The 12,935-nt window shown below is 58.4% G+C and carries 14 protein-coding genes; 13 read left to right on the forward strand and 1 reads right to left on the reverse strand.

The genetic code is table 11. The features are described from left to right. Positions 1-39 precede the first annotated feature (39 nt). The 13 genes from ACIQWP_RS15200 to ACIQWP_RS15260 all read left to right on the forward strand — a co-directional run bounded on the left by ACIQWP_RS15200 (position 40) and on the right by ACIQWP_RS15260 (position 11,449). A complete protein-coding gene (locus ACIQWP_RS15200; RefSeq protein WP_402788740.1) occupies positions 40-1,398 on the forward strand; it encodes an aminotransferase class I/II-fold pyridoxal phosphate-dependent enzyme in 1,359 nt (452 codons plus the stop codon). A gap of 18 nt (positions 1,399-1,416) precedes the next feature. After that, on the forward strand, positions 1,417-2,268 hold the full coding sequence (locus ACIQWP_RS15205; protein ID WP_402788530.1) for an SDR family oxidoreductase: 852 nt from the start codon (positions 1,417-1,419) through the stop codon (positions 2,266-2,268). Between the two features lie 134 nt (positions 2,269-2,402). Continuing rightward, a complete protein-coding gene (locus ACIQWP_RS15210) occupies positions 2,403-3,980 on the forward strand; it encodes an LTA synthase family protein (RefSeq protein WP_402788532.1) in 1,578 nt (525 codons plus the stop codon). Beyond that, on the forward strand, positions 3,980-5,272 hold the full coding sequence (locus ACIQWP_RS15215) for a capsule biosynthesis protein (RefSeq protein ID WP_402788534.1): 1,293 nt from the start codon (positions 3,980-3,982) through the stop codon (positions 5,270-5,272). The genes ACIQWP_RS15210 and ACIQWP_RS15215 overlap by 1 nt, the downstream gene beginning before the upstream one ends. A gap of 354 nt (positions 5,273-5,626) precedes the next feature. Beyond that, positions 5,627-5,890: a hypothetical protein gene (locus ACIQWP_RS15220; protein ID WP_402788536.1), complete on the forward strand. Its 264-nt coding sequence runs from the start codon at positions 5,627-5,629 to the stop codon at positions 5,888-5,890. Then, positions 5,890-6,591 carry a hypothetical protein gene (locus ACIQWP_RS15225; protein ID WP_402788539.1) on the forward strand — a complete coding sequence of 234 codons (702 nt, stop codon included), beginning with the start codon at positions 5,890-5,892 and terminating at the stop codon, positions 6,589-6,591. Before ACIQWP_RS15220 ends, ACIQWP_RS15225 begins: the two co-directional genes overlap by 1 nt. Before the next feature lie 298 nt (positions 6,592-6,889). Further along, entirely contained in the window at positions 6,890-7,369 is a 480-nt protein-coding gene (locus tag ACIQWP_RS15230) for a hypothetical protein (RefSeq protein ID WP_402788541.1), read from the forward strand. 50 nt (positions 7,370-7,419) lie between these two features. Beyond that, complete coding sequence (locus ACIQWP_RS15235) at positions 7,420-7,767, forward strand: hypothetical protein (protein ID WP_402788542.1); 348 nt, start codon at positions 7,420-7,422, stop codon at positions 7,765-7,767. Beyond that, positions 7,764-8,288 carry a hypothetical protein gene (locus ACIQWP_RS15240; protein ID WP_402788544.1) on the forward strand — a complete coding sequence of 175 codons (525 nt, stop codon included), beginning with the start codon at positions 7,764-7,766 and terminating at the stop codon, positions 8,286-8,288. The genes ACIQWP_RS15235 and ACIQWP_RS15240 overlap by 4 nt, the downstream gene beginning before the upstream one ends. After that, positions 8,285-9,268: a head maturation protease, ClpP-related gene (locus ACIQWP_RS15245; RefSeq protein ID WP_402788546.1), complete on the forward strand. Its 984-nt coding sequence runs from the start codon at positions 8,285-8,287 to the stop codon at positions 9,266-9,268. Before ACIQWP_RS15240 ends, ACIQWP_RS15245 begins: the two co-directional genes overlap by 4 nt. Before the next feature lie 10 nt (positions 9,269-9,278). Further along, the gene (locus ACIQWP_RS15250; protein WP_402788548.1) at positions 9,279-9,653 is read left to right on the forward strand and encodes a head decoration protein; all 375 of its coding nucleotides are present in this window, start codon (positions 9,279-9,281) and stop codon (positions 9,651-9,653) included. Between the two features lie 4 nt (positions 9,654-9,657). Further along, the gene (locus tag ACIQWP_RS15255) at positions 9,658-10,698 is read left to right on the forward strand and encodes a major capsid protein (protein ID WP_402788550.1); all 1,041 of its coding nucleotides are present in this window, start codon (positions 9,658-9,660) and stop codon (positions 10,696-10,698) included. Between the two features lie 301 nt (positions 10,699-10,999). Next, on the forward strand, positions 11,000-11,449 hold the full coding sequence (locus ACIQWP_RS15260) for a hypothetical protein (RefSeq protein WP_402788552.1): 450 nt from the start codon (positions 11,000-11,002) through the stop codon (positions 11,447-11,449). Position 11,450: 1 nt separating this feature from the next. Here ACIQWP_RS15260 and ACIQWP_RS15265 read toward each other — a convergent pair whose 3' ends face one another. After that, positions 11,451-12,503, reverse strand: coding sequence for a DUF3883 domain-containing protein (locus tag ACIQWP_RS15265; RefSeq protein WP_402788554.1), 1,053 nt, complete (start codon positions 12,501-12,503; stop codon positions 11,451-11,453). Positions 12,504-12,935: the final 432 nt, after the last annotated feature.

Genomic DNA, 12,935 nt, shown 5'->3' on the forward strand with positions numbered 1-12,935 from the left:
GACCCGGCGGAGCAGAAGAAAAGCAAGCTGCTCGAGCAGATGCGCCGCGTCGGCGAATCCTCCGGCCGCAATCGAACCGAACGGCTGAACAGGCAGCCGCAGGCACAGCCGCGCCAGGCGACGCGCTTTGAGGATCTGCCTGAATATAAGCGCGTCGCAACACAGCGAATGGCAGGCGAATTGCTTGGCGTCGCCAACCCCTTCTATCGGTCCCACGATGCAGCCGCCGGCGCGACGACGCGCATCGGCGGACGCGAATTCATCAACTTTGCTTCCTACGATTACCTCGCAACCAATACCGACCCGCATGTCGCCGAACGTGCCAAGGAAGCGATCGATCGCTTCGGAATCTCGGCGTCGGCGAGCCGCCTGGTTGCAGGCGAGCGGCCTGATCATGTCGAGCTCGAGCGAAAGCTCGCCGCGGTCTACGGCGTCGATGCCGCCGTCTGCTTCGTCAGCGGCTATCTGACCAATGTCGCCGCTATCGGCTGCCTGATGGGGCCGCAGGACTTGGTGATACACGACGAATTCATTCACAACAGCGCGCTCGCCGGCATCAAGCTTTCCGGCGCGGCACGGCGGCTGTTTCAGCACAACGACGTCGAGAGCCTCGAGAATATCCTCAAGACGCTGTCATCGGATTTTCGTCGTATCCTGGTCATCGTCGAAGGCATCTATTCGATGGATGGCGATATTGCCGACCTGCCGGCACTGCTGGAACTGAAGGCGCGCTACGGTTTCTGGCTGATGGTCGACGAAGCGCATGCGCTCGGCATTCTCGGCAAGAACGGCCGCGGCACGTTCGAGCATTTCGATCTTGACCCTCGCGACGTCGATATATGGATGGGCACGCTTTCGAAGACGACATCGAGCTGCGGCGGCTATATTGCCGGCAGCGGCGCTCTGGTCGATATTCTGAAAGCGGAAGCCGGCGGTTTCGTCTATAGCGTCGGCCTTTCTCCCGTTCTCGCCGCCGCAGCCATCGCCGGCCTCGATATTCTCCAGTCCGAGCCGGAGCGAACCAAGCGCCTCAGGCGCAATGGCCATCTGTTTCTGGAGCGGGCAAAGGCGGCCGGCCTCGATACCGGTCTCAGCATGGGCCACTCGGTCGTGCCCGTCATCGTCGGCGATTCGCTTCGTGCGGCCCAGCTTTCGAATGACCTGCTGGCCGAAGGCGTCAATGTGCTGCCTATCATCCATCCGGCCGTGCCGGAGGGCATGGCGCGCCTTCGCTTCTTCATCACCTGCAATCACACCGAGGAGCAGATCCGCCATGCGGTCACGCTTACGGCGGAAAAACTCAAGAGTTTGAAAGACCGCAATTTCGGTCTTGCTTCGCTGGATATGGACAAAATGATGCAGCTGCTGCCCATGGCCCAGGCTCAAGGCGGTTCCTAAGTTCGGGGCGATTGTCTCATGCATATTATCGTCACGGGAGGTTCAAGCGGAATTGGTCTGGCGGTAGCGAAGCTTTATGCGGCCCGGGGATATCGGGTTTCGCTTCTCGCGCGCGATCCGGCACGCCTTGAGGCGGCGCGAGCCGAGATCACATCGCTTCCCGGTGTCGACGGCGCTTCTATCCGGGCAGCCTCCGTTGATGTGGCCTCGGCCGCACAGACCGCAGAGGCGATGGAGCTTTGTGAAGCATCCTTCGGCCCCTGCGATATCCTCATCGCTTCTGCGGGCATCGTTGAGCCTCGCGCCTTCGATAAAATGCCGGCATCGGTTTTCGACGAACAGATCTCGATCAATTTCCTCGGGACCGCCAATGCGGTTCGCGCTGTCTACAAGGGAATGAAGAGCCGGCGCAGCGGCCGGATCATGATGATCTCCTCCGGCGCTGCCTTGATCGGCATCTTCGGCTATACCGCCTATTGCGCATCCAAGTCGGCGCTGGCCGGCTTTGCCGAAGCTTTGATCGCCGAGGCTGCCACTTCGGCGGTGCAGATTTCCATCTGCTTCCCGCCCGATACGCTGACGCCGCAATACCTCCGGGAAATATCTCTGAGACCTCGCGAAGCGGAGCTGTTGATGGGGTCCGTCAGGCCGTGGAGTGCCGAGGCGGTTGCGGCAAGAATCGTCCGGGGAATGGACCAAGGCCGGCAAAGAATCCATTTCGGATTTTCGCTGACGGCGCTTGCTTTCTTCGGGCCGCTGATAAAACCATCGCTGCAATGGTGGTTTTCGCGCAAGACGCGAAAAATATTTGGTGGGGAATCGGGTCGCGGCCTTGCCGATGCCGCCGAGCATGGTTTTGATAATGATTAGTAATACGAAACAACCGCCGATGTTGCGCTGCCGGCAAAACAAGTGCAAGAGAAGGTAAGTCAGGGAATTGGCGGCCCGTTCCTCGCGAATGTGGAGAATGCTGCGCAAGCAGTGGGCATTTGGATGGCACAATCTTGAAGCTTCATGATTTTCCAATTCTTTTGACGCTTGCCGGCTTCGCGTTCTCCTGCGTCATCGTCTTTCTGACCGATCCTTTCGCGATGCCGGCGGCCATCAATGCCGAGAACCGCATGAAAAGAAGCTGGCGGCGGGTGGCCTGTGACTGGGTGGCAAGAATTCCGGTCATCATATTGATCTATGCCGCCTTCTTCGCCATTTCCTGGCGGCCGATCTACAGCACGCAGGCCGTCATCAGCTTCTTCGTCATCTTCACGGGCATATCGAGGGCGAAGTTCGAGTTCATCCGCGAGCCTCTGGTATTTTCAGACATCGCGCTTGTCGTGGATGTCTTCAAATACAAGGAGATTTTTTACGCGACCTCGCTGAATATAGTCTTCTGGATCATCGCCTTCGCTTACGTCTTCGGCCTCAGCGGCCTCTACATGTATCTTGAACCATCGGTGTTGCCGGCGTCGAACGGGTTGCTATGGGTCCTGCTGATGCTGGCTGTCGCCTTTGCCCCATGGTTTGCATTGTTCAGCAGGGTCGTCAGCGAACCAGTCTGCCGTTTAACGCAGAAATTTCTCGGCAAGGTTGACGTGAAGATCGATACGGTGCGATTCGGCACCTTCGCCTCTGTCGTCTTTCACTACGTCATCTGGGTCGGTGTCAGGCGCGAGGCAATCGTAGCGGAACTCTCCGGGCGCTTCATGTCGGCGCTTCAAGAGCTTTGGGAGCATGGTGAAGACGAGCCGCTGATTGTCATCTGGCAATCCGAATCCTTCATCGACCTCAGACATTTCGGGGTCGACAACATCAAGCTTCCGAATCTCGATCGTCTGCGTGAGCAGGCCGCGCAATGGGGCCGCATGACCAGCGTCTTCGAGGGCGGCTATACGCTGCGAACCGAATTCGCTGTCTTGAGCGGGCTGCTGCCCGAAAATGTGCATATCGACGCCAGCTACCCCTATCTGCGCGCCAGCCACTACAAGGATGTCGTCTGGCCGGCGCGCTTGAAAAAGGCGGGTTGGAAGACTCAGTTCGTCCACCCCTACGACAAGACGTTCTTTCTGCGTCACAAGGCATTGCCGCAGCTCGGCTTCGACCGGATGATGATGCTCGACGAGTTCGATCACAATCCGGAACGCGACGGCCCCTATGTCAGCGACCTCCAGCTGACAAAGAGCGTGATTCGGATGATCGATGACGATGGAACGAGCAAGAATTTCCTCTTTGTCGCATCCATGGCGAATCACGGCCCGTGGGAGCCGGGCCGCTGCGGCGATCTCGTCAATCCGGTGGATATCTACGGCGAGCTCCTGATGCGCGCCGATCATGCACTCGGCAATCTCGCCCATCATCTCGACAGGCTGGATCGCCCGGTATGGCTTCTCTTCTATGGCGATCATGCGCCCTTGCTGAAGGCCTTTGCCGATCCGTTCCCCGATCCGCGGACCGATTACGTCATCGTTCCTCTCGGTCGCGCGCGCGCGCATTCCCAAAAGCCGCAACCGGCGCAGGAAGAGGCGCCCTGGAACCTTATCGGCACATTGCTGCACTATGCAGGCCTTGCCACTGAGGTTCCGGAGTGATGGTCAATGCGGAGGAGGCGGCGCGCCCGCGCGTCTTCCTGTTCCTGCAGGGGCCGTCCTCGCCGCTGTTCGTCGGGATCGCCAGGATCTTGGGAGCGGCCGGCAGCCGCTGCATCCGCATCAACCTGAATGCCGGAGACTGGATTTCGTGGCGCTGGCACGGTGCCTTCAATTATCGCGGCGACCTTGCCGGCTGGCGCGCCTATGTCAGGCAGCGAATCGAGGCGGAGAGCGTCACCGACATGATTCTGCACGGCGAGGAGCGCCCCTATCATCGGGTCGCCATCGAAGAGGCGCAGCGCGCAGGCGTCGCCGTCAATGTCGTGGAGATGGGATATCTGCGGCCGGACTGGGTGACGCTCGAGAGAGACGGCCTCTCCTCCAATTCGCACTTTCCGGCCGACCCCTCCCATATAATGGAGGCGTCGTCCAAGCTGCCGGAACCGGATTGGAAGCGCCGTTATAGCCAGACTTTTCTGGCGGAGGCGCTTTACGATCTCGCCTATTATCTCCCGACCGTCTTTCTGTGGTTTCTCTACCCAGGCTACCGGCGGCACGGACTCTACCATCCCTTGATGGAATATGCCGGGTGGCTGAAGAAACTTCCTTCCAGCAGCAGAAGGGCACGAGAGGCGGAGGGCGTCATCGATGATCTGATTGCCGGCGATAGGCGATTCTTCGTCTATCCGCTGCAGCTTCAGACCGATTTCCAGCTTCGAGCGCACTCGCCCTTTCACCAGCAGCAGGATGCCATCCGGCTGATTCTCCGCTCCTTCGCGGAACATGCCGCTCCCGACGCGCATCTCGTCCTCAAGATCCATCCGCTCGACCACGGGCTCGTGGATTGGCGGGCCTATGTCGACAGCATCGACGCCTCATGCGGATTGTCGTCTCGCATCCATCTGATCGACGGTGGCAGCCTCGACCGGTTGATCGCCGCCAGTCAGGGCATGGTGACCGTCAATTCGACTGCAGCGCTTTCGGCCCTGCAGGCGGGCAAGCCGGTCAAGGTGCTGGGCGCCGCGATCTACGATATCGACGGCTTGAGCGACCAGGGGAGCTTGGATCAGTTCTGGCTGGAGCCGGCGGCGCCGTCGCCGGAGCTGCGTGGCGCATTCTTTCGCCTGTTGGCCGCGGCTTTGCAGGTGCGTGGCAACTTCTGTTCCGGGGAGGGGGCACGCGCCGCCGCCGCACAGATCGCTGAGAGGTTATTATCGCGGACGGTCAATCTGCCTGACGCCTACATCGACCCGCCGCCGAGACAGCGGCCGATGAAGCTTCGTGTACCGTGAGGACGATGAACGAGGAATTGGTAGCCCGACGACGCCCTGCAGGCTGAAATTGACAATGTGGCTGCTTACATGTGGACTGATACGGAACCCAGCGCGGCGATTCGACACTGGGAATGAATGCGGACAACGGTTTGCCGGGAGCAAACGCCATGGATGACAGCAAGATGGAACGATTCATGTTGAAGGAGCTGCTTGTTATCATAGCGGCCCTCGTGCTTGTTTCCGTGGTGCTTCTCGCCGTCATTATTCTCGGCAATTACTAAGCCGAACGGATCGGCCGCCTGGAGCCGTTCATCGCGATCGCAACGATCCGCCGATGGCCAATCAAACTGACAATTCAATCTGTGGAAAATGGTGGGCGATGAGAGCCCACAAGAAGCCCCTAAAAACAATAGTTTAGCGGCAAATGAGACATCTGAAAAAGTTGAGGCTTTTCAGTGTTTCGGAAATGGTACTGTCTCATCAATTGAGGATGCTGCACGCTGGCTTATCCTCAATCGCTTGGCCATCGATGGCCCGGTAATTCCGTTTCTTAAAAGCAAGTTTGGTATCTCGAACCTCGAAGCCATCGAGGTTACGAAGGCGGCCCACATGTTGCAGTTCGGGAGGGTGGCGTGATGGCCAGCTCCTTCCAAGTCAGCAATGCACTCTTGCGTACCTTGCCGCGCCTGATGTCACGTGCCGATGCTTCGCTTGACCAGCACTATGAAAGCGGGAACGGCACTAAGGCCGCCACTCAGACCTACAAGCGTCAGGGCGCGGCAATGGCCGCTGAGCGTATCGTGAAGCGCGTAAGACGTGCTAAGCCGACAGACGAGCAGCGTAACAAGGAGATTGCACGTCGTCGCACCTGGGCGGGCGGCGGCAACATGCCGGCGAACATTCGCGCGCTCTATTCGGAAGCCGAGCGCGCCGTGTTGGCGGTCATCGCAGAGCGGTGCAAGCTCAAGGGCTTCTGTGACCTGTGCATTGACGAGATCGCCAAGATAGCCGGCGTCGGCCGTACGTCGGTGCAGAACGCTATCCGCAAGGCACGCTCTAAGCAGCTTGCGCATATCAGCGTTCGCGAGCGCCCGCAGCAAGGGCGCAAGAGCCTCACCAACATCATCAAGATCGTTTGCGCCTCGTGGCTTCGCTGGATCATGAAGGCGATAGGGTTCAAAGGTTTGAGCACTTCAATGACAAGAGATAAAAACTCTCTCTTTGAGTACGACGAAGTCGTGAAAAAGGCTTTGAAGGTGCTGCATGTCGATAGCCCTTGGCAGGGTCAACGTGTTCACCTTCAAGGCAATCGACCGTTACGTGCCGCAAGGCGGTGACGAATGCTTGCGACAGCACCGATTGCCTGCCTACTTGCACACGCGCGCCGATGGTTCTCTGCGTCTCAGCTCGCACGAGTGACGATCAGGATGGCTAGCGCGATGGAGACACTCGCGCGGCGGCGGACACATAGCCGCGCAGACTGCCGGCAAGCCCCCCATTCAGGGACCGTGCGACCAAAGAGCCTGCTGGACGGGCCTGGGGGACTGCGCGATTTCGTCAGTTGCACCCTTCGCAAGCGGTACACGGATACACGTGTGCACACGTATTTTGCACGCATCTGCACGGGTGGTGGCCGTGACTAAGGCGAGCACCGACCCGAAAACGACACTGCGCTGGTTGGGGCAGGTCGCGCACTATGTGGCGGCGGGCCGTCCGCTTCCTCACCACCTGTCGCTCTTCCTGCTGCAAGGGCTCTCGCCCTTCCTCGAAACCGCTGGCGAAATCTCGCTGGATCAAGCCTTCGGAACGCGTCGCCATGGCGGCATCAGTGCCGCGAATGCCATGAAGAACGCCCAGCGCGACGACATGTTGCGGCACCTTCGCAACATTCACCCGGAGTGGAGCACCTTGGCTCCGAGCGTTGCCAGCCGCCGCATGCGGCAAGCCTTCGAGCGCTACGAGGCCGGGCGCTGGAAACGCGAGAAAAGCGCCAGTTCCGCGCCGTCTTCGGAGCCGTTCACGACCTTCTGGCGTGTCCTCAACGCCGGAATGCGGATGCCGCAGGAAGCCCGCCTTCGCCAGATCCTCGAACGTGAAATTCAAGAGCCCGTTTGAATTTCAGGTCGCGGCTGGGATTTTCCAAATCATCAACGGGGATATACCGAATGACCATCGACCTTAGCCGCCTGACTGTGCTCGGCACGATCAGCGCCCGCGAAAACGCCGCGCTCGAACAGGCCCGCGCCACGCTCGACGTGGACTTGTCCGCCTCGAAAGAGGTTCGTCGCCAGCTTCTGGCAGAACAGCGCCGCGACGGGTTGGCCAGCGAGCGCGGCAGCATCCGCCGCCGCATCGAGCAGCTTCGCGCCAAACAGTCCGAAATCGACAAGCGTATCGAGGAACAGGAAGCCTCGATCGAACTGCTTCAGGAGCGTGCGACCGCCGCCCATCGCCTGCGTAAGACCTGCGAAGCGTGGGCCGCGCAGCACGTCCAGAACGGAGGCGCACAATGAGCGATATCGATCTCCGCCGCATCGTGGAAAAGTCGGTCGCGGGCGGCCAAACGCTGCTGACGACGCTTGAGGATATCCGCAAGCGCATCGTCCTCAAGCGCTATTCCATCGGCAAAATCCAGCAAGCTCCAGTTTCGCCCGACGAAGCCTTGCAGCGTTTGAACGACTGGATCAAGGTGGCAACCGCTGGCAGCGCCGTCGAAAACCTTGCTGCCCGTTTCGTCACTGCCGGCTATCGCCAGCCGACCAGCGGCGTTCCTACGGAATTCATCGCCGCTGCGATTGCCGGGCCGCTCCGCGACCTGATCGGCGGCGCGATCTCTAAAAGCTACGGCTCTGCAAAAGGCATCTCGGCCGCTGATCGCGCTCGCGAGCTGGAAAAGGCCGAACGCGAGCTGTTGGAGCTTGAATGCGCCGAAGAGGCGATCATTCGCCATGCCGAACACTGCGGGATCGACGTGCTTCGCCGCATTGACGCCGATCCGCGCGCCGTCCTTTGCTCTGGGGAGTTCCTGAAATGAGCGTCATCGTTGACAAGAATATCATTCGCCTGACCGGTTCCGTGCAATCCGGCGAGTTTCCATCGGGTGAAGAGGGCTTCACCTCGACGGACGTGTTTTATGCGCTGGCCGGCTTCGATGACAAAGCCGCGATCACCGTCCACATCAATTCTCCGGGCGGTATCGCCACCGAAGGTGCCGCGATTTACGCGCTCCTGAAATCCCATCCCGGTCGCGTCGATGTCGTCGTTGAGGGCATTGCCGCATCCGCCGCCTCGCTGATCGCAATGGCCGGCAAGAAAGTCACCATGGCGGCGGGTTCCGTGATGATGATCCACGACCCTGCCGCCGTCACCATCGGCAACAGCAACGATCATTCCAAGACCATTGAAGCCCTTGAAGCGCTCGCGACGGCTTACGCCCGTGTCTATGCGGCGAAGTCGGGCAAGAGCGTCGCCGCCTGCCGCGAAATCATGAAGGCCGAAACGTGGTTCACGCCGGAAGAGGCGGCAAGCGCTGGTTTCGCGGATGCCAGCAGCGCCAAGTCCGGCGCGATTGTCGCTGCCTTCGATTACCGCCAATTCCGCAACGCGCCTGAAAAGCTGGTGGCGCTTGCGGCTTCCAAAAACTGGGGTTCCAGCAACCCGCAGAAGGCGCAGAACGCGCCGAAACCCAAGGAGAAAACCATGCCGCAGGATGATGCAGCCAACGCAGTCAAAGCCCGCCTGAAGGCCATCATGAAATCCGACGAGGCCGAAGGCCGCGAGGCGCTTGCCGAGCACCTGGCCTTTGAAACCAGCATGTCTGTTGAAGAGGCCGTCGCACTCATGAACGCCGCGCCGCGCGCCGCCCCGGTCGAACAAGAATACGTGCCGCCGCGCCGTATGAACGCGCAAGGTCTTAATTGCTATCCTGTTCTTGGCCCGCCTCCTACGAAATCCGACACCGGCAAGCGCGCCAGCCTCTCCGCCAACATGAAGCGCCGTCACGGCATCGAATAGGGGAGCCGTCATGCAGACTTTTAGCTACAAAACGGAAAGCGATATCGTCAAAGACGAGGGTAGAAATCGCTTCTCCCGCGACACGGATATCCTCGGCTCGGGTTCCGGCAAGGTCGTGACCGGAACCGTCCTCGGAAAACTCACGAACGGCGGCAAGTTCAAGCCGCTCGCTCCCGATGCGACGGACGGCACGCAGATTGCCGCTGCCATCATCCTTCAGCACGCGGACGCGACCGCCGGCGATCAGGAGGTAGTCAACCTCAAGCGCCGCGCGCAAGTCGTTCTGCAAAACCTCGTCTGGCCCGCCGCGATCACCGCCGCGCAGAAACAAGCCGCCCTCGATCAACTTGCCGCCCTCGGCATCATCGCACGCATGGGAGTGTAATCCAGTGCCTACTCCACTCGACTATCTCAACGCTCCCGAATTTGCCGACGACCGGCTGACCGAGAGCATCAACATTCCGCCCTACGTGACCGGACGCCCGGCGCAGCTCGGCATCTTCACCGATACGCCGATCCATACGACCTATGTCCGCCTCGGCGTTTCCGAGCAGGAATTGACCGTCATTCCGGCCCGCGAACGTGGTGGCGAAACGAACCTCAACATGCGCGGCGACAAGAGCGGCGTGTCCTTCGATATCCCGCATTTCCCGCTCGATGACGCGATCACGCCGGCCGACATTCAGAACCTCACGACCTGGGGCGAAGGCGACGTGATCATGGCGAGCCTTGAGGATGTCTATAACGACCGCCTCATCAACATGCGCGGCAAGCACGATCTGACGCACAGCTACCTCGATTGGGGTGCGCTAAACGGCATCGTGCTCGATGGCGAAGGCAAGCAGTTGCTGAACGTCTACGAAAAGTTCGACCTGATCGAACATAGCGTCGAATACGATCTCGACACCGCCACCACCGAAATCGCGCCGCTCAATCGGCAGGTCAAAGCCTATATCCGTCGTGAGCTGCGCGGCACGCCGGCATCCGGCCTTCGCGTCCTTGCCGGTGGCGAGTTCTTCGACAAGTATGTGGGCCATCCGAACGTGCTGGAAGAGCTGCGCGGCTACAAGGGCGAGACGCCCAATCCGGGCCGCGATGACATTCAGGACACCTTCTCCTATGCCGGCCTGACGCTTGAGCGCATTGACGAGGAATACAAGGTTCGCCAGTCAAACGGCACGCTGGTTTCTCGCAAGGCCGTGGCCGATGATGAGGCGATTGTGGTTCCGCTCGGGACACCGTTCTTCAAGCGCTACATCGCGCCTCCGGACACGATCAGCGGCGCGAACCGCCGCCCCGACCCGGATACGAAGGTATTCGTCTCCACTGACGATCTTCCGCACGACAAGGGTCGCGAAATTCACACCGAGTCGAATGTCCTGCCGATCTGCATTCGTCCGCAGCTTCTTATTCGTTTGAAGATGAAGTGAGAACTCCCAATGTCATAAGCCGCCAACTAGTCTGGCGGCTTACTTCGTTCAACTGATTGTCTTTGACCCGCTGCTATGGGACCGTTCGTGGCCAGCTACTTGACGCGGCCTTAGGAATCTTCGCGGAGTTATACTCAATCGTATTTGGCAGCGAGAACAAGTACAGCGCCCAAGGCAATGCGAGCAATATGCATGAAGCTATTGGTTGACTCGATGCGTGCGGCGTTTAATTCTTCATCGTTGTGAAAATTTTCTCGGAGATTCCGGCGAGGCAGGTCTCAGTAATATGGAGTCGCGCTAAATGGATCAAGAACAGCTTGCGTACCCTGATTTGTTAGTTCCCAGGGACTATTTAATACGCGCTCATGACTTTTATAGTGCGTGTAGAATACTCCCAGATTTTCACCCTGGATTCATGCCTCTATGGCCGCAACTTGCATTATTTGGCCTCGCAATTGAATTGGTACTCAAAGCCTATTTACTCTCGAAAGGAGAGAGTAGAGAGGAATTGAAACATAAATACGGCCACAAACTTCAGAAGCTTTATCTCCGATCAATTGATCTTGGTCTTCAAAACGATGAGCGGATTGGGAAGATGATTGGCTTCATCAACGAACCATACTCGATCCATGTGCCGCGTTATCCAGATCCAGAAACGATGGGCAGAGCTGTCGCGACGGTCCCACAATTCTTCGAAGATTATGATAGTTTGATGAAAGCAGTGAACGAAGCTATCAGCCGGATAGCATAATCTAGCGCGCGATCATGGCGCGATACACCGTCGCATCGAGATGCAGAACGTCATCAAGAGGCCCGTGAATTACGTAGATTTTTGGACGCCTACTGAATTGAAACACCCGATATAATCGATATCGACCACCCTTACGGATGGCAGTCATGCGCTCGTTCTCGGTTATGAAAAATGGAGTATTCTCGCCGCCTCGCGTCGTCTTTACTTCAATAAAGATCTCCTCGCCGTTCTCATCGAACGAAATTACATCATATCCCAAGCCGTCGCCTATATCGCGAGCAATCCAGGAGACATCAGCTACCAGATGTCCCAAGCCTTCATTGGCCAGTCGAGCTCTTTCGACAGAGATGACAAATTCCTCTCCTGCTCGTCCGAGGTCACGATTTTTGGCGTCACGCTCTGCAAGATCAAGCCTAGGGTCTAGTTGTTCGATCTCGACCGAAAATTGAGATCGTTCATTACCGGCAGGGCGATCGACAAATACCGTCTGAATTGTCGTGTCTGATATCTCAGGGGAGGCGATCGCAGCATCCAGAGAGACGATCCGGTCCGAAATATGACGCAATACTTCCCGAAGCAGGGCGTCCTGAAAGTTTCCCAGCGGCTTATATCCATCGATCCATGGATAACCCAGCCTCTGCAGTATCGCGCTCACGTTCTGATGCTTGCGCTCTATTGAGCCCTCCGTTCTTGAGACAGTCCGCATCAAGACTTTTCTATGATCCGTCTTCGAATACGGCTGACCAAGGATTTCTGCGTTCAGCATTGCGAAGTAGTCAGCCACAAGTGCCGTGACCTCTCCTTCTGACCAGATCTCCCTGTCGGTGCGATTAGTATCTGGACCGTTTGCCCGCAGAGCCCACACTCCTGAACCTATGCCGTTCACGCTTCGAAATAAGTTATACCGACGCTTATAGCTTTCGCTATCGCTGGAGTTGTATTCCAACTCGCGTCTGACGATGGCTTCCCACGACTTTGGAAGGGTGTCCTGGCGATTTGCTCGAACCGCTTCATAGATCTCTGACAGAGATCCTTGCCCGCCGATACTCTCCAAGGCCGTCACCACGTCATTCCGCCAAGTTGCCATAAGATGTCCCCTCCGATATTTGGCTCAGTTTATGCCGAACAAGCGGGCAGTCCAGTCGGGCGGCCGCCCTTAGAGTTATACGGCTGTGGACGCCGCTCGCTTCGGCGCTTGGTATGCTTGGCAGGGTCTCTTGTGTGATCGGGCAAAATTGATAAGCGGACAGGCTATCAACGATCGCTTCCAGCAGCACGTCTCCTCACGGCGCCGAGGCGTTGGATCGCCCCTAGGTGCCACAGAGAGCGCGAGAATAGCGGCGGGCTGCGGAAGTTGCCGATGTAACAAGATCTAACGCGTCTCGACGATTATTCGGTTGGAACGGTTAGGCCAGTAGATAAGCCAGAGGATTGGCTAGCTCTATAGTTGTCCGGAATCAGTAAACTCAATATTGTACGCTGCTAA

This window comes from Rhizobium sp. NPDC090279 (assembly GCF_044769665.1).
Taxonomy (GTDB): Bacteria; Pseudomonadota; Alphaproteobacteria; order Rhizobiales; family Rhizobiaceae; genus Rhizobium.

Bases quoted from the DNA above. Each gene is read 5' to 3' on its own strand.
- ACIQWP_RS15260 (WP_402788552.1), top strand. From the start codon at position 11,000: ATGGATCAAGAACAGCTTGCGTACCCTGATTTGTTAGTTCCCAGGGAC.
- ACIQWP_RS15200 (WP_402788740.1), top strand. From the start codon at position 40: ATGCGCCGCGTCGGCGAATCCTCCGGCCGCAATCGAACCGAACGGCTG.
- ACIQWP_RS15240 (WP_402788544.1), top strand. From the start codon at position 7,764: ATGAGCGATATCGATCTCCGCCGCATCGTGGAAAAGTCGGTCGCGGGC.
- ACIQWP_RS15250 (WP_402788548.1), top strand. From the start codon at position 9,279: ATGCAGACTTTTAGCTACAAAACGGAAAGCGATATCGTCAAAGACGAG.
- ACIQWP_RS15205 (WP_402788530.1), top strand. From the start codon at position 1,417: ATGCATATTATCGTCACGGGAGGTTCAAGCGGAATTGGTCTGGCGGTA.
- ACIQWP_RS15235 (WP_402788542.1), top strand. From the start codon at position 7,420: ATGACCATCGACCTTAGCCGCCTGACTGTGCTCGGCACGATCAGCGCC.
- ACIQWP_RS15245 (WP_402788546.1), top strand. From the start codon at position 8,285: ATGAGCGTCATCGTTGACAAGAATATCATTCGCCTGACCGGTTCCGTG.
- ACIQWP_RS15215 (WP_402788534.1), top strand. From the start codon at position 3,980: ATGGTCAATGCGGAGGAGGCGGCGCGCCCGCGCGTCTTCCTGTTCCTG.
- ACIQWP_RS15225 (WP_402788539.1), top strand. From the start codon at position 5,890: ATGGCCAGCTCCTTCCAAGTCAGCAATGCACTCTTGCGTACCTTGCCG.